Annotated in this window: 18 protein-coding genes; 7 read left to right on the top strand and 11 right to left on the bottom strand. The window is 42.5% G+C overall.

Going from position 1 to position 20,064, the window contains the following annotated elements; translation table 11 throughout:
• Positions 1-121: 121 nt before the first annotated feature.
• Positions 122-889, bottom strand: coding sequence for an RNA polymerase sigma factor SigF (locus tag PY364_RS10720; protein WP_275522404.1), 768 nt, complete (start codon positions 887-889; stop codon positions 122-124).
• Positions 890-1,383: 494 nt separating this feature from the next.
• Positions 1,384-2,223 carry a photosystem II manganese-stabilizing polypeptide gene (locus tag PY364_RS10715; protein ID WP_275522403.1) on the bottom strand — a complete coding sequence of 280 codons (840 nt, stop codon included), beginning with the start codon at positions 2,221-2,223 and terminating at the stop codon, positions 1,384-1,386.
• 465 nt (positions 2,224-2,688) lie between these two features.
• Here PY364_RS10715 and PY364_RS10710 point away from each other — a divergent pair, with 465 nt between their 5' ends.
• A complete protein-coding gene (locus tag PY364_RS10710; RefSeq protein ID WP_275522400.1) occupies positions 2,689-3,048 on the top strand; it encodes a hypothetical protein in 360 nt (119 codons plus the stop codon).
• Between the two features lie 3 nt (positions 3,049-3,051).
• Here the strand turns inward: PY364_RS10710 and PY364_RS10705 are convergent, their stop codons facing one another.
• Positions 3,052-4,677 (bottom strand): calcium-binding protein, encoded by a 1,626-nt coding sequence (locus PY364_RS10705; RefSeq protein ID WP_275522398.1) that lies wholly within the window; start codon positions 4,675-4,677, stop codon positions 3,052-3,054.
• Positions 4,678-4,820: 143 nt separating this feature from the next.
• Between PY364_RS10705 and PY364_RS10700 the strand changes: the two genes are divergently transcribed.
• On the top strand, positions 4,821-5,858 hold the full coding sequence (locus tag PY364_RS10700) for an Ldh family oxidoreductase (RefSeq protein ID WP_275522397.1): 1,038 nt from the start codon (positions 4,821-4,823) through the stop codon (positions 5,856-5,858).
• A 58-nt stretch (positions 5,859-5,916) separates the two neighbouring features.
• On the opposite strand, the gene bchB is transcribed toward PY364_RS10700, so the two are convergent.
• Together bchB and PY364_RS10690 are read right to left on the bottom strand one after the other, a co-directional pair.
• Positions 5,917-7,443, bottom strand: coding sequence for a ferredoxin:protochlorophyllide reductase (ATP-dependent) subunit B (gene bchB, locus PY364_RS10695; protein ID WP_275522394.1), 1,527 nt, complete (start codon positions 7,441-7,443; stop codon positions 5,917-5,919).
• A gap of 400 nt (positions 7,444-7,843) precedes the next feature.
• On the bottom strand, positions 7,844-9,511 hold the full coding sequence (locus PY364_RS10690) for a hypothetical protein (RefSeq protein WP_275522392.1): 1,668 nt from the start codon (positions 9,509-9,511) through the stop codon (positions 7,844-7,846).
• Between the two features lie 235 nt (positions 9,512-9,746).
• Here PY364_RS10690 and PY364_RS10685 point away from each other — a divergent pair, with 235 nt between their 5' ends.
• Positions 9,747-10,214 carry a DUF29 domain-containing protein gene (locus PY364_RS10685; RefSeq protein WP_275522391.1) on the top strand — a complete coding sequence of 156 codons (468 nt, stop codon included), beginning with the start codon at positions 9,747-9,749 and terminating at the stop codon, positions 10,212-10,214.
• 1 nt (position 10,215) lies between these two features.
• Here the strand turns inward: PY364_RS10685 and rph are convergent, their stop codons facing one another.
• Positions 10,216-10,944, bottom strand: a complete 729-nt coding sequence (rph, locus tag PY364_RS10680) for a ribonuclease PH (RefSeq protein ID WP_275522390.1) — start codon at positions 10,942-10,944, stop codon at positions 10,216-10,218.
• 151 nt (positions 10,945-11,095) lie between these two features.
• The gene (locus tag PY364_RS10675; protein WP_275522388.1) at positions 11,096-11,653 is read right to left on the bottom strand and encodes a nucleoside monophosphate kinase; all 558 of its coding nucleotides are present in this window, start codon (positions 11,651-11,653) and stop codon (positions 11,096-11,098) included.
• 238 nt (positions 11,654-11,891) lie between these two features.
• On the opposite strand from PY364_RS10675, the gene PY364_RS10670 reads away from it, so the two are divergent.
• Together PY364_RS10670 and PY364_RS10665 are read left to right on the top strand one after the other, a co-directional pair.
• Entirely contained in the window at positions 11,892-12,428 is a 537-nt protein-coding gene (locus PY364_RS10670) for a P-loop NTPase family protein (protein WP_007356714.1), read from the top strand.
• Between the two features lie 353 nt (positions 12,429-12,781).
• Positions 12,782-13,759: a DUF4917 family protein gene (locus PY364_RS10665; protein ID WP_275522386.1), complete on the top strand. Its 978-nt coding sequence runs from the start codon at positions 12,782-12,784 to the stop codon at positions 13,757-13,759.
• 209 nt (positions 13,760-13,968) lie between these two features.
• Here the strand turns inward: PY364_RS10665 and PY364_RS10660 are convergent, their stop codons facing one another.
• From PY364_RS10660 to PY364_RS10645, 4 genes are all read right to left on the bottom strand, one after another.
• Positions 13,969-14,571 carry a dCMP deaminase family protein gene (locus tag PY364_RS10660; RefSeq protein ID WP_275522437.1) on the bottom strand — a complete coding sequence of 201 codons (603 nt, stop codon included), beginning with the start codon at positions 14,569-14,571 and terminating at the stop codon, positions 13,969-13,971.
• A 430-nt stretch (positions 14,572-15,001) separates the two neighbouring features.
• Positions 15,002-15,793 carry a hypothetical protein gene (locus tag PY364_RS10655; protein WP_275522385.1) on the bottom strand — a complete coding sequence of 264 codons (792 nt, stop codon included), beginning with the start codon at positions 15,791-15,793 and terminating at the stop codon, positions 15,002-15,004.
• A 34-nt stretch (positions 15,794-15,827) separates the two neighbouring features.
• The gene (locus PY364_RS10650; protein ID WP_275522384.1) at positions 15,828-17,327 is read right to left on the bottom strand and encodes a thymidylate synthase; all 1,500 of its coding nucleotides are present in this window, start codon (positions 17,325-17,327) and stop codon (positions 15,828-15,830) included.
• A 196-nt stretch (positions 17,328-17,523) separates the two neighbouring features.
• Positions 17,524-18,102, bottom strand: a complete 579-nt coding sequence (locus PY364_RS10645; RefSeq protein WP_275522383.1) for a Uma2 family endonuclease — start codon at positions 18,100-18,102, stop codon at positions 17,524-17,526.
• 72 nt (positions 18,103-18,174) lie between these two features.
• On the opposite strand from PY364_RS10645, the gene PY364_RS10640 reads away from it, so the two are divergent.
• A complete protein-coding gene (locus PY364_RS10640; RefSeq protein ID WP_275522382.1) occupies positions 18,175-18,741 on the top strand; it encodes an HD domain-containing protein in 567 nt (188 codons plus the stop codon).
• A gap of 125 nt (positions 18,742-18,866) precedes the next feature.
• Positions 18,867-20,009 (top strand): ABC transporter ATP-binding protein, encoded by a 1,143-nt coding sequence (locus PY364_RS10635; RefSeq protein WP_275522380.1) that lies wholly within the window; start codon positions 18,867-18,869, stop codon positions 20,007-20,009.
• Positions 20,010-20,064: the final 55 nt, after the last annotated feature.

Genomic DNA, 20,064 nt, shown 5'->3' with positions numbered 1-20,064 from the left:
CGAAAAAGAATCGGAAATGCTTTCCCTGTCTGGAAAAAACCTAAATTGGGTCGAGGTCTAATGGAAAGATCGTGGCGTATCCCAAAAATCTTAAATCTCTATTTCTTCAATCTTCTAATAGTTATTTAGTCATCATTTCCTTAAGCGAATCCAGTCCTTTCTTTACTCGCCGAGAAACTGTCACCGCACTAATACCCAAGCGTTCCGCTGTTTCTTTTTGCGTCAAATCGTAGAGGAAAACAAACTCCAATATCTCGCGAGTTCGTTCTTCCAGCTTAGCCAGAGCTTGCTGTAAACGAATTTGATCCTCTTGAGCCAACTGAAAACTGCGATAGCGATTATCTGGTACTAATTCTCCCAGACAAGTAGCACCTTCTTCTTCATCCTGTAGAGGAGCATCTAAACTCAGAGGGGCGCGATTGCGACAGGCTAATTTAATTTCTTGCCATTCTCCCACAGAAATATTCAGAGCTGTTGCTACTTCTATATCGGTAGGATTCCGATTGAGCCGCACTTGCAGATCCTTTACTATCGAGGATGATTGGCGTTCTAGGGTTAGCCAGTGGCGAGGTACTCGAACAGAAGGACTTTTATCGCGCAAGTAGTGCTGAATTTCACCTCTAATGTAGGGAATAGCAAAGGAACTAAAGGCATTGCCCTTTGACATATCAAATCGTTCAATGGCTCTAATTAAGCCAATAGAACCTACTTGTAGTAGATCGTCATAGCTTTCAGTACATTGGTGAAGCCAGTGGTGAACTTCTTTCCTCACCAGTCCGATATTGAGTTGAACTAATTCATTGCGTACTTCGTTTGACGGAGCATTTTGGTACTCCCGTAACAACTGTAAGCTTTCAGTTTTTAGATCATTGTTAACTCTGGTAGACATGGCGAGGTTTGGGTTGGTAGAGCAGACCACTGAATTGTGCTTGAGCTTCAGTATGAGCAAATTTTGCTTAAACTGGTGCGATCGCAGCACTTAACAGAAGTGATCGGAAACACTTTGAGAAAATACAAGATGCTTCAGGCTTTCGCTCGATCGGGCTCGACCTGTAGTTTTTGCCTTTTCCTGTAAGTCCTTAACTGCGTATCTTACTTGATTAGCGCTGCGATCGCAAGACCCTACTTAAATGGACTTAGCAATTAGCAATTAGCAACTAGCAATTATCCTGTTCTCAGACAACAGCCAAACCGCTATATTGCCACAAAAAAGAGGGGCTAATTGCCCCTCCAAGCATTTGATGCAGAGTCAGTAGAGAAAATTTAACCTCAAAACCAGAGACTAAATATTTTGCCTTAGTTTGGAGGGGGGAAGCGATCGCCCTAAGCTGAGAAACCTTTCTTCAACACTGAGCGATCGCCCACCTCTGCCCAGCCCCAAAATTAGGACTCAGAGGGTTCAATCCGAGCATAAAACAAACCGCGAATTTTCACATCAAGAGCAGGTCTAGCTCCCAAATCAGTATCAGAAGGCTGTTCGCTCTCAAAAATCCCACCAATTTCACCAGTGCTGCCATTCACCTTAGCAACTTGCAGAGAAATTTTGCCAGCTTTCGTTTGAGTGTCAGCTAATTTCACGTTCGCGCGACTAAGTTCGCCTTGTTCACCTTTACCTTGAAGAGCCACAGCATTGTCATAACCAGTAGACACGCCGCGAGCTTTTGGATCTAAGAAGCCAGCACTGCGGTAGGAAGGAACATTGAACACACCTTCCAAATCCGTAGAAGTATTGACAATAGTAGATCCTGGTTCCGATTTAGCAACAAGCTCTTTAATAGTAAAGAGAAAAGGCACTTGTTCCCCACCGGGAAGCTGAACAGTAATCGCTTGGAAATCTAAGCCATCCTGTTCCTTAAAAGTGAGAGTACCGTCAGAGCTAACCTTCAGAGTGCCTTGTACCTGGTCAATGCTAGACGTAAACCGGGTCAGCAATTTACCGGGAATATATTCAGCCTCTTGTCGCTTATTAACGGGTTCTTCCTTAACAAAAAAACTGGTTGGCTGTAAACACAAACCAGTCAGCGAATAGGTGCTATCTGAAGTCAAAGAAATTGACCCGCGAGCAGTTTCCGGCAAATTAGGGCAGTTATTAGCCAAGCCAGTGCCTCTAATTTGGTCGTAGGTTAGTGCCTCGCTACTAGCAACCGTCGGCCCTTCTGAGCAAGCTGTCAGTACACTCAAGCACAGAGCTAGGAGTGTAACAATTAAAGCGCGATACCTCATTGTCAACCTCAATATCCAACATCGGAATAATAAATGTAGAAAGCCCTACTCTGGGCAAGACGCTGTGCAGGCAGGGCAGGCTACGGCAACACAACCATCCAAAATACTCCCCTGCACTCGACTCAAAATTTGAGCAAGTGCGGTGAAGTTAAGCGATAACTTAAAATTTCTGAAAAGGTTCGGTTAATAGCCCAATACAGAATTGTACATGGCTTGTGCTCACATGAAGAAGGGAATAGAACGGCTCTCCCGGATGCTAGGTGTAAAAAGTAGTAATTGATACAATTTAAAGGTCGAAGGTCGCCTGAAAACCTTGATGTGGCTAAACTATAAGTCTACTTTATGACCACAAATACGGAAGAGCCCCTTTTCACTTGTGTTGAGCGTAGTCGAAACATCCCTAAACTAAAGTCGCAGGGTTTTCAGGGTAATTTTTATAAATGTTGTCTAAAAGAAACTAGCGGTATGGACAGGGACACAGATTTGGAGTCGGGAAAGTTGCAGTCTGAGTTGCAATCCCTTACTGAAGAGGTTTACGGTTTGGCTGAGAGTTGTCAAGGGAACAGTCTGCTACTTTTAGCTGTGCTGCGAACTTTGGAAGGTTTGCACCGGGAAATTCGGGAGGGTTTGTTTCAAGCGTCTTTGCCAGATAACCGACAAGCACTTTATCAACTACTAAGGAATATTGAAGCGGAAGGTGGTTGGCCTTATATTCACCGCATGAAGTTGCGATCGTTTTTGGGTGGTGGCGATCGCCTCTCGCTTCTAGAAGATGACCAGCATGAGTCTGAGTGGGATGGCACTCAGACTCCTCTGGAACGTTAAACTCTACAGCCAGAGAGTCGGTATCGTTGGGTTGGATATTAAGGGTGTCAGGTTCGGCTGCACCGGCAGGATCGTTGGTACTTGACCAGGAATCACTGGCAACAAGCTATGCTCAGACGCGGGGCTGACTGTTATACCTGAGAGCGGCAGTGTTGCTGGCGGATTAATCTCAGGTGGGGAAGTCAGCCTCGAAGTTGTGGGCGTGGGAGTTGGCGTGGCTGTTGGGGTAGGAGTGGCTGTTGGTGTCGGTGTGGGCGCTGGGGTCGCTGTTGATTCCGGTGTCGGTGTCGGTGTAGAAGTTGGCGTTGGCGTTGGCGTTGGTATTGGTGTGGGTGTTGGCGTTGGCGTTGGTGTTGGCGTTGGCGTTGGCGTTGGCGTTGGTGTGGGTGTCGGTGTGGGTGTGGGTGTCGGTGTGGGTGTGGGTGTCGGTGTGGGTGTGGGTGTGGGTGTCGGTGTCGGTGTCGGTGTCGGTGTCCTCGTCGGTACTGATACCAAGGTTTCGCCAACATCTATAAAATCATCTACAGTGATCAGCGACGAAGGATTGTCTACAAAAATTGCCAAAATCTTGCCACCTATGGAGACAATTGTATCTCTGCGATTTAAACCATTTCCTTGCTGGATTTGGAGATCGTTAAAAGATAAATTGCTGGGCAATCCGATAAAATCTGCGGTATCGTCGTAGTCAGTAATTATAGACAAACTACCAGCACCAGCTCCTAATACAAATAAATCGCTACCACTACCGCCAGTCAGGGTATCCGTGCCCTCGCCTCCAATTAGGATGTCATTATTTTCTGCTCCCAATAAATTGTCATTGCCAAAGCCGCCAATGATAGTATCATCGCCGAGTCCTCCTGACATAGAATCGTCACCAAAGCCGCCATCAAGAGCATCATTAGCCTTACCGCCGAAGATAAAATCGTTATCGTCATTTCCAAATAACGAGTCGTCACCTTCACCTCCTAGAATGGTGTCCGAGTCAGCGCCACCGAAGGCTGTATCGTTACCTTTGCCGGCGTAGATTTGGTCATTGCCAAAATCTCCATTAAGTAAATCATTGTCAGCTTCGCCAAAAAGGGTGTCTGCGCCGTCGCCTCCAGTTAGGAAGTCTTGACCATCGCCACCGAAAAGTTGGTCGCTACCGCGATCGCCACTGAGAGAATCGTTACCCGTATCTCCATATAGGTAATCATCGTCAGCATTTCCAAACAAGCTATCGTCATCTTCACCGCCTCGGATGGTGTCATTGCCGGTGCCGCCTGTGACGATATCAAAGCCGATGTTACCGCCGACGAAATCATCTCCAGCGTCTCCAAACAAGGTATCGTTACCATTTTCACCCAGGATGATATCGTTACCCAGACCGCCGTGAATGCAGTCATCACCAACTCCGCCGAAAATTAAATCCCGACCGCTGTTGCCTACTAAAGTATCATTGCCTTCAGCGCCTAGAATTGAATCGGCCCCATCCCCGCCAAAGAGCAAATCTAAGCCTTGGCCTCCTTCTAAAGTGTCGTCTCCGCCTACTCCGAAGATGGTGTCGTCGCCATCTAAGCCGCGAATTCGGTCGCTAGCTGGATTTCCTACAATTTCGTCGTCGCCGTCAGTGCCGAAGATATTTGCCATAATTGAATACGTTACTCCTCAAAAAAACCACAGTTGATGAATATCTCCAGTTTTAACTGAATTTGTCAATCCCGTGAGATTAAATCATATATTTCCCAATTAAGACTAAGACACAACCATATTTTGAGCAAAATCACAAATAAATGTTAGCAATCTCTTCTGATAAATTATCTCTTTGGGTTAGCCAAGTTTTAATGGCAACGGGTATGCCTGAAACTGCCGCAGAAATTGTAGCATCTAGTTTAGTACAAACAAGTCTTTGGGGAATAGATTCTCACGGTGTTTCGCGAGTTCCCCATTATCTCAATCGTCTTACTGGTGGTACTCTTAATCCGCGTCCTCAACTACAATTTACTGAGACTGGGGCGGCGACTGGTCAATTAGATGGAAATCATGGTTTAGGGATATTTGTGTGCCATTTTGCTATGGAAAAAGCGATTTCTCTTGCTAGAAATGCAGGAGTAGGAATTGTGGGGATTAGTAATTCTTCCCACTGCGGTGCGATTGGACTTTATACCAGACAAGCTTGCTTAGAGGGAATGATGGGAATTGCTTTTACTCATACAGATGCTTTAGTAGTTCCCCATTTAGGAAAGCAGGCTTTTTTTGGTACTAATCCGATTTCGATTGCGATTCCTTCAACGATTGTAGATCGACCGTTATGTCTGGATATGGCTACCAGTATAGTACCTTGGAATCGAATTGTAAATGCCCGTCGCGATGGGGGATCTATTCCGCTAGGATTGGCAGTTAATGAACAGGGAAAAGATACTGAAGAGTTAACAGAAATGGTGGCGCTTAAACCCATAGCTGAACATAAGGGATATGCCTTGGGATTTATGATTGATATGCTGTGCGGCCCGTTGAATGGGATGGCTTTTGGGCCTCATGTTACTAATATGTATAAAGACTTGGATCGGAACCGCTGTTTGGGTTCTTTGATGATAGCTATTGACCCCCAAAGGTTTGCTGGAGGTGCGTTACTTTCGCAGGTTGTGACTCAGGCGATTGAGGAAGTAAAGGCTCAAGGGGAGGCGATTCTTTTTCCTGGTGAACTTGAGTATAAATCGGAAAAGAATCGCCGGGAAGTAGGTATTCCTATTGAACCGGCAGTAGTTTTAGAGTTCAGTCAGTGGTCGGAAAAGTTGGCTGTTGCTTCACCTGAATATCTGAGTTGTTAGTTGTTTTTTTGTGTAAATAAGCAAGGGCATCTACAACAGATGCCCTCACTAAAACTAACTACGCGCCCACAGCTTCCTTAGCTGCGTATAACACCTCGGCATTAATTTGAGCAATACCGCGATCGCGAGCAAATTTCTCAGTGTTCCGCTTCACCTTACCGCGCACAAAACCAGGGATTTTATTCAACTCAGCTTGTCCATCTTTCGTCCAATTCATATCAGAATCAGCCGAAATCCCTTTAGTAATTACTTCCTTAGTATCGTGACCACCGAAGATTTCTAGCAAGTGATCTTCCATGCCCAAAGTAAAGGAATTATACACCAAATCCACACACTGATTAGTTCCCTCATAACCCAAAAATGGCTTATAACCAATCGGGAAATTCTGAATGTGAATCGGTGCAGCAATTACCCCGCAAGGAATATCTAACCGCTTACCGACGTGCCGTTCCATTTGCGTACCGAAAATAGCAGAAGGTTCCACACGCGCGATCGCATCTCCAATCGCCCCGTGATCTTCGGAGATAATCACCTCATCGCAATACTCGCTTACCTGTTCCCGGAACCAGTCAGCATCATATTTGCAATAAGTACCCGCCCAAACCACATGAATACCCATTTCACGAGCTAGAATCTTAGTCATCGCCGCTGCATGGGTGTTATCACCAAATACCACAGCCTTTTTGCCAGTCAAATTCTGACAGTCAATCGAGCGAGAAAACCAAGCAGCTTGAGAAACAAAACGAGTTTGTCGATCGATAAACTCCTCGTAATTAACATCAGCACCCTGAGCATTAAGCACTTGCTGAATTTTGCGGATACAACGAGCAGTTTCTACCACACCCATCGGCGTGATATCTACATAGGGCGTTCCAAACTCTTTCTCCAAATACATCGCCGAAGTTAGCCCCAATTCGCGATAAGGAACTAGGTTAAACCAAGCACGAGGCAAATTTTTTAAATTGTGAACCGAAGCGCCTTCTGGGATAACTTCATTAACTTCTATGCCCAAATCTGCCATCAACCGCTTCAACTCCGTGCAGTCATGTTGGTTGTGGAAACCGAGGGTAGAAATGCCGATGATGTTAACAGAAGGTTTCTCCGTTTTTCCTTCTGGCAAATTACCTTTTTTCCGAGCTTTGTTGATATAAAACTCTACAATTTGATGCAGAGTGCGATCGCCAGCTTGCAGTTCGTTGACGCGGTAGTGGTTAACATCCGCCAGCATCACGTCGCCTTTGGCATCCAACTGAGCGCGTTGCACAAAGTTTTCTAGGTCTTCTTGCAAAATGCTGGAGGTGCAAGTCGGGGTAAGAACGATTAAATCAGGCTGTTCTTCTTTATCTTTGCGGGTGATGTTGTCCACTACTCGCTCTTGGGAACCCCGCGCGAGAACGTGGCGATCGACAATACTGGTGGTTACGGGGGTGAAGTCCCGCTCCCGCTCTAACATGGAGCGCATGACGTTGAAATAATCGTCACCCAGCGGCGCGTGCATGATGGCGTGGACGTTCTTGAAGGAACTAGCGATGCGGAGAGTGCCGATGTGAGCGGGGCCTGCATACATCCAATAAGCTAATTTCATACAGTGTTCTCCCTTGTGATAATTCAAAATTGCCCATTATTGGGCGATGATTACTGATTTGTGAACTCGTTTCTGATTTTCACTCTAGTCAACTATTACCATAAGATAAAGCCCCGCAGAGAGAACAATCCTGCGGGGCTTAACTTTTAAAAAAAATTAATTACATATTTCGTAAAGATTTTTATATACACGATTCAATAACAATGTCAATAAAAAACTGTTAAGATTGTTATCGATCGTTTAAAAAAAATAGTTGTATTTATAGCAACCCCTAAGACGGTTAGGACACTCGCTTATAGCTGAAACATTGATTCTATTCCCTTCTTCCTGAGTATCGTAGCCCCTCTTCTTCGCCTTCTTCCCTAGCCCCTAGCCCCTAGCCCCTAGTCCCTCTTCTTCACTATTGGCACTTTTTAACAATTGTTAATACCACCCCTTGTCTTTCAACTTTATGTACAACTGGACATTCTGGGAATTCTTTTGGGAATCCCCACCGCCCCCAAGGTAAATAGTAAAATGGCTTAGAAATTTCCTTTTTTTCTGCCTTTTTATACTTACTCACATTTAGATTTGGATCGGCAAATATATTAGCTGAGTACAAAAATCCTCCTATTAAAACAGGCTCTTTGGGATCGGCATTTTTGTTGATCCACTCCATACCTTCCCGCATCCCCAATCCCCAATAATCAATTTCGTACCGATTAGGGGCTGCTGCTAATCCTCCTGATAACCTATTAAAGTAAATATATTGATAGGGATGTAGCTGAATCATCTCAATGATAATTGCACCAAAAACTGTCAGAATAAATGCTACGCCTGCTATTTGTACAGGTTTTTTGATTGCGACTGCTTGGTAGATCCAAATCAAAGCAGCAGTAGCTATACTGGCAATTCCCGGCAACACAAACATAAAGTGCCTCATGTCGTCATAGCCTGATGCGTGTTTAATTATTGCAATAATTGGGAGCCCAAATACTTGGCACATAATTAATAGAGAACAGGATTGCTGAAGGGAGGAGAAATTCTTATATTTTGATGCCAGTAAACCTAAACCTGCTAAAAAGGAAATTTGAAAAATAACGGGAATTGTCATTAATAACCACTGAGATGTGAAGTACCAAGGAATATCTTGGATCGGATATTCAATGCCATTAAACAAAGTTTTTATAGGCAGAGGATGTTTGGAGAGATATCCAATTGTTTCCAAAAACCAGCCCAGGGGATTAGACCAAGATGCAGGCTGTAAGATAGTAACAGTTGTCGCCCATGAAAGAAACATTAAGATATAGCAAATTGCATATTTATAAAGGTTTTTTACTTTACTGACACCTTGTCCCAAGGTAATTCCTACGTGAGCAATAAAGATAAAAAACATCATCAAAAATCCGCCAATTCTAACGCTGGTAAGCATTCCAGCTAAAATTCCATACAAGATTGAAAAGAGATGAGTTTGATTAAATCCAAGTTTTAATTCAGGCTGATTCTTTTGATAGTAATTGAGTAAATGAGCGCCGGCATAGGTAGAAAGAGTAAATAAAGATGCAAAGGGAATATCTTTAGGATTAAAGAAACTATGTCCCCAAAATCTCGGAAAAAGTGCTAGCACTATGGGAGCAAACCAAGCGTATTCCCAACCACAAAGTATGCCAACAATCCCCGCGACTGAAAGATAGGCGATCAGAGAAACTAAAAAAGTTAAAGGGTGCTTAATCTGAATTCGATCGTAGAGTGCTTTTGCTTTCCCGCGATCGTTATTAGCATCGCCTTCGTAATTAGTTGGACTGTAGGATAAGCCTTTATGAAGATATTGATTAACTTGAAATATTGCTTCGGCAGTAAAATTAAATAAGGTTCCAAAGTATTTTAGATCGCTGGGAATAGGCTGACCTTTGGTAATCAGTTCATAGTTTCTCCGCACCATAGCGATCTCTGTAGCTTCATCAATGGAGAATCCATACTGACCAACTGTTGAAAAGCCAATGAGGGCGATTGTTACAATTACCATACCTATCTTGAACGCAGAATGTTTCAAGGCAGCTTGACATTTAGAGAAAAATGTGGTTGTCATGATTATTTGCTACAATCTAGATGGTACGATTGTAGCAGCGATCGCTAAAGGTAGGCAAGTGAAAATTAAATTTTCTAAAGTAAAACGCAAAATAAATTAATCTGAAATTTATAAAGGTACAATTAGTAGGGTGCGTCAGCAGCAGCACCCTAATTCTCTCGTTATAGCCTTGGGTCTGACGCACCTTACAAGCTGATGAAGTGTGACAATTGCTTAAGTAAGTTAGGAGCGAGTAATGTCAACTAAACAAGATTGGGAATGGTTAGCGGCGGGTTCTGAATATCAAACTGCTGTGGCGATTCAGCAACTCTTAGAGGAGGGTAAGGTGATAGAAGCTAATCAAGGGCTGTACGAATTAATTGAATCAATGGGAAAATCTAAAAGATTGGCAATGAAAAGCCAGCTAATTCGGTTAATGGTTCATATTATTAAGTGGAAATCTCAACCTGAACGACGCGGATCTAGCTGGGCAAATACCATTTTTTTAGCCCGTCAAGAAATTGAAGATATTTACGAAGAAGTTCCTAGTTTGAATAGAGATTTTATTGAATCAGTCTGGGAGCAATGTTTCCAGAAAGCTGTGAAGCAAGCTGAATTTGAAATGAGGAAAGCTAAATGTCACTTACTCTCGCTTTCTTGGTCAGAAGTGTTTGAGGAAGAGTATATTTTAGAAGACAATGAGGAAAATTTGGAACAAAATTGACTTAGATAGAGGTAATGCCTAAACCTTGCCGCTGAAACTCTAATAATTCTTTAATTCCTGTTTCTGCTACATCCAAGATTTGATTTAACTGAGTGCGGCTAAAGTTTCCTTGCTCGGCTGTCCCCTGCATTTCGATAATGCTTAAATTTTCTTTCATTACGACATTAAAATCCACCTCAGCCGCGACATCTTCTGGGTAATTCAGGTCTAAAAATGGTTCTCCTTCCAAAAGTCCAACTGATACGGCTGCCACTTGGGAAACGATGGGAGATTGTTCTAATTCTCCGTTTTTTACCAGCTTATTTAAGGCATCAGCTAAAGCTACAAATCCGCCAGTAATTGATGTTGTGCGAGTGCCTGCATCGGCTTGCAAAACATCGGCATCGACAATAATTGTGCGTTCTCCTAATAGGTTCATATTTAAACAAGAACGCAAACTGCGACCAATTAATCGCTGAATTTCTTGGGTACGTCCCGATAATTTCATCAATTCTCTTTCTTGTCGCTGGGGTGTCGATCCCGGTAACATTCGATATTCAGCAGTTAACCAACCTTGTCCTGTGAATTGTAGAAATTTAGGTACTCCTGGCTGTATAGAAACAGTACAAAGTACCTGCGTGTCGCCACTTCTAGCTAGAACTGAACCAGTGGCAAATTTGGTGAAGTCTCGCTCAAAACTGATTGGACGGAGTTGGTTAGGTTGTCGGCCGTCGGGACGTTGCCAAGACATAATAATTTTGTTAGTTGTTGGTTGTTGGTTGTTGATTGTTAGTTGTAGGATTTATGCAAGTGTCACAAGACTAGGGTGAATTTTTAGGTACGTTGTTGGGCTTCAGCGTGTAAGAGGCGTGTAAGAGGGCTAAAGCCCAACTACGTACCTATTAGCCATTAGCCATTAGCTTTTTTAAGATTTCTTGATGTATTTGGTCTGGGGGTTGGTCGCCGCTGACAGTTAAGAGTTTTTGGCGGTGTTCGTAATATTCTAGGATGGGGATGGTGCGATCGCGAAATAAATCGATCCGGCGTTGTACTATTTCTGGTTGGTCATCAGCACGCGATCGCCCCAGAGAACGACTCATCAATACAGAATCAGCTACATCCAAATATATCGCTCGATCTACTTTTTGCCCAAACTCATCCACTAAAAAATCTAACTCCTCAGCTTGAAAAGCAGTGCGGGGATAGCCATCCAACAGCCAGCCCTTAGTGACATCAGGAAGTAGAAGCCGTTGGCGGATGAACTCGATCATAGTCTCATCACGAACGAGATCCCCTTTTTCTACACAGGGTTCCGCAAGACGACCTAAATTAGATTGAGATGCGATCGCCTCTCGCAGGATATCACCCGTCGCAATGCAAGGAATACTCAAATAACTGCATAATTTTTCAGTTTGAGTCCCCTTCCCAGCCCCCGGCCCCCCCAGAATCACTAATCTCACTGTTTCCTACTCCTCATGCCCTGATATTAAAAATTTATCTTTCGGAAGTGTACCTTTGATGCTGTCTCCCTGCCAAAAAGCTGAGATCGAGACAGCAACTAGGTTAAAGCCGTCGCATACATCTAGTGTGTACAGAGCTTTGCAATCAGCCAACTACACTATATATTGTTAAGTAGCGTGGCTCTGTTTCAAACTCGGAGCCGCCTGAAAGACCCACCGCTAATTTCGAGATTGCCTTATGGTTGCCCAGCTTGAAACCCCCACTCTCAATTTGCCTTGCAGCTTACCCCACACAGTCGAAGGACTCGTGCAAGTCTTCAGTTGCCATCACCGGAGCTTTTTTACCAGTGTAATGGCTCAAGCGCTCAGAATTGCGGGACAGGGGACAGGAGTGCTAGTGGTGCAGTTTCTCAAGGGAGGAATTAATCAGGGACACGAGCATCCCGTGCGGTTGGGGCAAAATTTAGATTGGGTGCGCTGCAACTTGCCCCGCTGCATTGACACGCCGCAGTTGGATGAAGCAGAGACTAATTCTTTGCGAGATTTGTGGCTGTGGACTCAGGATGCTGTCATTGAAGGACGTTACAATCTGGTAATTCTAGATGAATTGAGTTTGGCGGTTAATTTTGGCTTGATTTCAGAAGCAGAAGTTTTGACCCTGCTAGAAAAGCGCCCCCGTCAAATCGATCTCATTTTGACAGGGCCAGAGATGCCACAGGCACTTTTAGATGCGGCAGATCAAGTAACAGAAATTAGGAAAAGTCACAGACCTTAACTGGGAAAACCCTAAAGAGGGTGAGGTTAGTTTACCTCCTTTATCTATTTTGTAGTGCAGGCATCTTGCCTGCAATTTTGTAGAATAGCAGGCAAGATGCCTGCACTACTCTATTAATGATGCTACCGAGTTTGTATCATGCAGGATAGATCATTGTAAATGGGGTGACTCTAAAAGGTTCCATTTTGCCAAATAAAACTCTATTCAGGGATGTTACCCTGCAAAAATCTTGTTATCACACTTATTGGTTGCTTTATCTGAAAATTTATGTAATATTCATCTTGTATAAATATTTATCTTGTAATCTGCAAGATAATATATAGTTATGCCTACTTACCAATGAGGATTAGCGAATGCTCTCTTTCGACGAGGCAATGGCAACGGTTGAAGATGGTGATAAGCCTTCAATCTTGTTGGGTAACGGCTTTTCTCTCGCTTGGCGGAACGATGTATTCAACTACGCAAACCTGCTTGATGTTGCCAAGTTCACTGATCGTGAAGCCGAAATTAGGAAGCTTTTTACGCTTAGTGGAACCTATGACTTTGAAGCAGTGATGAGATCACTTATAGCAGCAAAGGCAGTCCTTGAAGCCTATGGTGGCAACGAAGTTTTGGTCGAAATGATCGAAAGAGACCAGCAACTCCTGAAAGATGCTCTCATTAGTGCGATTTCGATCACGCACCCAGAGCGACCAAGAGATGTTACCAACGAGCAGTTCATATCTGTTCGTCGCTTCCTTTCTCGCTACGAGCAAATTTTTACGGTGAACTACGATCTCTTGTTCTACTGGGCGATAAATAAGGATAATTTGCCACCCGAAGATTATTCGACAGACGATGGATTTCGCATCGGTTGTGAATGGCAAGGATACGGGACAAATCAAAAAGCTCACTTTTTGCACGGAGGCTTGCACATCTTTGATAGTGGAACAGCAATCGAAAAACACGCTAATGCTGAAAGAGGTATTGGCATCGTCGATCTAGTTAAAGCCAATTTGGAAAAAGGGAAATTTCCTCTCTTCGTTTCTGAGCCAACTTCGACCAAGAAAAAGCAGAGAATAGAACACAATCCGTACTTGAATTTCTGCTTTCGCGAACTTGGAAGAGTCACTGGAACTTTCTTCATTCAGGGACATTCGATGGATGAAAATGATAAACATATTTTTGACCAACTGAGGCGGAGCAAAGTCCAGAAGTTTTTTGTAAGCATTTTTGGTGACGAATCCAGCGAAGAGAATAGAAGGGTTCAGGCGAATGCTATTGCATATCTCAAATCGCCCAGTTCAAATGTTGAGTTTTTTGATGCTCAGTCCGCTCCAATCTGGTCATAACAACCCGATTCACACCGACCGCGAGTATGCGGCAGGTTAGCGATGACGTTATAGTAAACCGAAAAGTCCGCTCAGATTATCTGTTTTTGCCAAGATTAGGTGACTCAAAACGCTCTACTTTGTTGTTGAGTTCCGAGAATTTATAAGCGATCGCCTAATAATTACGACTCACAGGAATAGCGATCGCCTCGCCTACTTTTGCAAGAAGTCTATTTAGTAACAAAATTTGAAAATGAACTGACATCTGTTAAAGGCTTTGTCTGTACAGAAGTGGGATTAAGCAAATAAACAGCAGCCATTTTTGCCGTAGCTTCCGATAGCTGAACTTGTTTGATAGTCACAATACCTTCACTCACGAAAGAATCTCTGACTTTAGCCTTATCTCCAGTATTGAAAACAGCCTCGTAAAATACTTCCCTAATTCCTGCTGAAATGATTAATTTCAAACAATAAATACAAGGTTCTAAGGTGACATAAATGCTACCGCCAGCGGTACTAATGCCGTGTCTGGCAGCTTGCGCGATCGCATTCGCCTCCGCATGAATAGCACGGGATGGCAATGCTTGACTAGCATCGCAACTACTCAACCCCGGATAGCAGAATCCTTGAGCAGTGCAGTGAACTGAACCCGACGGGGAACCATTATATCCTGTAGCTACAACTTGGCGATCCTTAACTATTACTGCGCCTACGGGAAAAGCGAGGCAAGTTGAGCGCGTGGCCGCGAGTTTTGCCAACATTAGAAAATATTCATCCCAATTTGGTCTATGATGGGGTTTATTCTCAATTTGATTTAGTACCTTCTGTTCTATAACTTCTTTAAGTTTGACTAAAGCATCTTCATAAAGATTAAACTCAATTTCCGCAATCACTGTAGGAATACCGCGTGGAAATCTTGATATATTCTTACCTTCTTCGTAGAGAAGAATAACAGGTATGTCATTTGTCTCTGCATAGGCTAGTTCCATCCCTACGCCGAAAGAGAAGGAGCCTAGATAAGCAATAACTAAATCCGATCTACTGACCTGTTGTTTATCATTCTCAAAGACTAGGCTAGGACTGATATCTGGATTGTTAATAGGATCGGTATAAAGGTGGGGAACATAGGCTTGGAGTCCTATACGATCACAAAGTGAACCAATTGCCTCATAGAAAGCTTTGATTTCTGCGGCTTTCTCGATTCCTGTTAAGGCACCTGAGATATATACTTTGAGCATTGAGATTTACACTTCCTAAACAGTATTATTTAACTATCGCCACTATTACATTAATAGCTGTCACTCCTGCTATGATAATTTGCACCCAAATGCTTGTATCCCAATGAGGCAAATACTTAAAAAAGAAACGATAGCGGATAGATTTTTTGGCAAGTTCATTTTTAGCAACCTTATATTTTTGCGACTGTTCCAAAATTTCTTCAAGAGCACTTTTATCGCCATTTCTCCACGCTTTTTTATAAAGCCAAGAAATAAGCTCAGGAGGGGGTGTAAAACCTGGAGGAATAGCATCTTTAAGCTTGCCAGCAGGATCTATTCTTTCAGAGGATGAAGATTTAGAGCTTAACCTATAAATTCTTAAATAAGCAATAGTCTCACCATAATCCTCATCATTTTTGCCAATATCAATTTCTATATCTTGGTCTGATAAATTATGAAGAGCTATAGCCATAATACCTCCATAATTTGGATTTACTCTTGTTCCAATATGACCTATTCCCTTAGACACTAGCTTTACTTTTGAATGAATTGAGCCACATAAATAATTTCCCAAAAGTACAGATTCATTAGTCCATACTACAGCAGTTTTTCTTTGAGGTATTATCAAAAATTGATGTAGACTTTCTGAATCAGTTTTAATCTCTAAAGGCTTTGTTTTTTTCTCTCCATTCTGCTCAACTTCAAATCTATAAGCATATCTACTTGCCGTTAGACATAAACAGCAACCTGTTATACTTTCCTCCCTTCCTCTAAAGGGATAAATGAATAGTCCTCTACCTAGTTCATTAATGATGTCCCACTCACTGAGAACTGACATAAACAACTCCTTGCACTTTAATTTTCACTTAAATTTACTGATCTTGAACGTAGATTTTACCGCTTCTAATGCAGTCAAAAGCCTTTTGTAACTCCAGACCTAAGTAACCCGAATGTTCAGGCTGAATTGCCGGAGAACTAGCACAAATCTCTCGCAATAGTTTGAGTGGGTCTTTACCACGATAATACATGACAACCTCCCCACTACCAGGAGTTGTCTGGCAAACTAACATTTCTTTCCCTTCTACCTTGATTAAAAAGTTGCCAACGGCATCCAAATAACGCTTACGTTCCTCTTCAATAATATGATGGTAATGATCGTTAATAGTCCGATCGACTGAATCGAAAGTATCATCATAAATATGAGCGCTTTGACTGATCGTAATTAGCGGTCCCATTCTTAAGTTATACTCAGATTTCTTAGCGATTTCGTCTCGGATATGTTCTTGTAATTTACGCAATCCTATCGCATTAGCAGGCCAGGCGCTAAACATATCATTACTGCGAAAAGTAGCAGTCATTGACAGTTCGTTATCCACAACTCTCAACCAAATATGATTAAGGCATGGACTACCACCTGTATCGTGATCCTTAACATCCCACAAAGACATAACTGCACTAGCAGCGTCAATCTCTCCTATCAATTTATGGATAATTTGTTCAATTTGATCGCGTCCAAACCAAGAACGCAATCGTTGACCATAAGTGTATTTTACTCCTTGTCTATAAGCACTATCGTCAACAACTTGATGGACGTATTCTTCAATAAACTCTCTATCTAATGGTAAATAATTGGGTTCAGGGAAATAAAAGTCAGGTGGTTCATCAGTAACTATTGCCATCAAATCAATTAGTTCCTGCCATTGCCCATCATAACCTGTTGGTCGCAGTGTACCTGTTGTTTTAATTCGATGAATAATTTTTACCCAGGTTTCCGCAATTGTTCTTCCTTCAATGCGATGACCATAGCGTGTTCCTGGCAGTACATTTGGGATAATTTCTGCTAGAGGAAATTTTAATTCTTTACCCCAAGGTTTAACTTCTCTAAGTTGTGAATAATCTTTAACTATACTGACTGCATCAGAAATTGATTTGGCTTCTCGACATTGCACAGATTGTCGCAGTTGTTCTAAAGCATTGGCTTCAATCTCGATATCAATGTATCCTGAAATGCGAGATTCAATTATCCAACATTTGCGCCCAGTATCACTTTTGCCTTCGCTAAAACCTTGACGAAAAAAGTCTAGTAAACATTCACATCCACCCGCGTTAATGTCTTCTTTTGTAGCGTTAAGCACTACCAGAAAACGAACATGAGGGTTAGCTAATAAATTCCTAATTAAAAAACTAATTCCGCGAGTTGGGCTGTATAGCTGCCCAATCACAGCAAACTCATCGGAAGATAAATGCTTAGCGATCGCTCCTCTGACAGTCCAACCGGTTACAATTCCAATTTGACCCGTACCGCAAATTAGTTGATTGGGTTTGTACAGAGGTTTGTACGGAAATTGAGTTAATTGTTCGGTTAGTACCATTAATTTATGCCCACAAACTTATCACCTTAGCACAAAAATTATAATATAACGCAGAAATTACAAAGTCACCCTAAAATAGATAGAAAATTCAAATGATAAATTAATTGATTATAAGTAATCATTATAATATCAATAGGCAAATTTTTGCTTGAGATTATAAATCTCATTTCATAAAATGGATCTTTTAGCAACCAAGTCACACCAATAATTCATTCACTGCCACGCTAAACCCTAAAAGTACATTTTGAGTGCTGACAATTTCCCCCGAATTAAATAATATCCACCGCTGCCGATCGTTAACTAAAATCAACTTAGCTTCAGGAAATAATAGCCACACTTCCTGACAACCTGATTCTAAATATTCCTGAGCTTTGGCAAATAAGTCTTCAGCACTATCATCAGGAGAAACAACCTCGGCAATCAGCGGAAAACTTTGAGGAAATATTGTCAAATTATCTGTTGGTATCAATTCAGGCGTAAGATAGGCAACATCAGGCTTACGACCCTGTTTTTGAGTGCGACAAAGAACTTCTGTAATAACTTCTCCCCCTTGCCCGCTAGAGTTTTGGTAATTTCTCCAGTAAGTAGCTAGTTTAGATTGAGCAAGACCATGTTTAAAACCCATTCCTGTTTTCTCCACTAATTGACCGTCAACCCATTCCATCCTGTCGGGAGGGTGTGCGATAAACTCTTCTAAGGATAAAACTTTTTGCGGCTCTTCTACTTGCAATTCTTCCGATTTATCTGCTAAAATTGGATTAATGGCAATTACCATTTTGTTACCTCGTTTCCAGAAAAAACTGACCATTACTATTAAAACATAAACTTGAGTAAATAAACACAAAAAATGCTATCAAATAGATTTACAGAAGCTCTCATTTATGCTACCGAACTCCATGCTAATCAAATCCGTAAAGGTTCGGGTGTTCCTTACATTGCTCATTTGTTAGGTGTTGCCAGTATTGCCTTAGAATATGGCGCAAGTGAGGATGAAGCGATCGCGGCCCTCCTCCACGATGCGATCGAAGACCAAGGCGGCGACGCTACCCGCCAAGAGATTCGCCGCCGCTTTGGGGACGCTGTAACAGCTATTGTAGACGGGTGTACGGACTCAGATGTGACCCCGAAACCCCCTTGGCGATCGCGCAAGGAAGCCTACATCGCCCACATCCCCACAGCTACGCGATCGGTAAGATTAGTTTCAGCCGCAGATAAGCTGTATAATGCCAGGTCAATTCTCAATGATTACCGCCAAATTGGAGAGTTAATTTGGGAACGCTTCAAAGGCAGAAAAGAGGGAAGTCTCTGGTATTATCGGTCTTTAGTCGAGGCATTTCGCAAGGCTGAACCAACACCTGTTGTTGAAGAATTAGACCGGGTAGTTTTAGAGTTAGAAAAATTAGTTAATGGTTAATTCCAACAGTTTGTAACGCCGCCCTCTGGGCGGTAATTTTACCGCCCAGAGGGCGGCGTTACGCGATGTTCGTAAGTCCTGACTAAATAACCAACAACTAACAACCAACAACTAACAATTACCAAATGGCAAACCTGCGCTTAGAAAACATTACCAGACGATTTAATAACGTCACCGCCATCGAAGACATTACCTTTAAAGTTCCTGATGGTGAATTTTGGGTTTTAGTCGGGCCTTCCGGTTGCGGCAAATCTACAATTATGCGGACAATTGCAGGTTTAGAAACCGCTACCTCTGGCAATCTCTACATTCAAGATATATTAGTTAATAATGTCCCCGCCCGACAAAGAGATGTCGCAATGGTGTTTCAAAATTACGCCCTTTACCCACACATGACAGTAGCAGAAAATCTGGCATTTGGGTTAAAAATGCGTAATTTTGAAGCTACAAAAATCAGAGAGAGAGTTGAAAATGTAGCCCGTTCTCTTTCTATCGATCACCTCCTCAACCGCAAACCCAAACAGTTATCAGGAGGACAACAACAGCGGGTAGCATTGGGAAGAGCGATCGCACGAGAACCGAAAGTATTTCTATTAGATGAACCTTTATCTAACCTCGATGCCCAATTGCGAGACGATACTAGGGCAGAACTAAAACAATTACATCAACGACTAGGAATTACTACAGTTTACGTTACTCACGACCAAGTAGAAGCGATGACATTAGCTGATAAAATTGTAGTATTAAATCAGGGTAAAATTCAACAAATTGGCGAACCTCAAAATATTTATGCTAAACCTGCTAACCGAATGGTTGCCACATTCTTAGGCAATCCTTCAATGAATATTTTGCCTGCCACTTATACTAATAGCACTTTTCAAATAGGAAGTCAATCTTTAGCCTGTCCGCCATCAATTCGAGAGAGATTGCAACCCCGTGATGGGCAAGGTTTTGATTTAGGGATTCGCCCCGAATATATAGAAATATTTGGCAGTTTTAGTAAACAGGAAGACGACTTAAATAGCGATCTTTGGGCATTGGAGAAATTGCCGCTAGAAGTTGAAGTCAAAGTAGTTGAACCTCTGGGACGAGAAACTTTAATCCGTGCTGCTTTACCTATTTTAGGGGGAGATAATTCCGTAACATCTATACAGATACAAGTACCAGCAAATGTGCGTTTACATCCAGGCGATCGCATTTCTGTGGAACTAGATTTTAATCATCTCTTTGTCTTCGATCCTACCACTGGCGAGGCGTTATATCCATAGCTTCGGGCATATCTTCGTAGAATACTGTACAATTAATTAACAAAGCTGAAACTAA

Source organism: Kamptonema sp. UHCC 0994 (assembly GCF_029167235.1).
In the GTDB taxonomy this organism is placed as follows: Bacteria; Cyanobacteriota; Cyanobacteriia; order Cyanobacteriales; family Microcoleaceae; genus Kamptonema.
The sequence above is the reverse complement of the archived record's forward strand: the minus strand, read 5'-3'. Positions and strand labels throughout refer to the sequence as shown.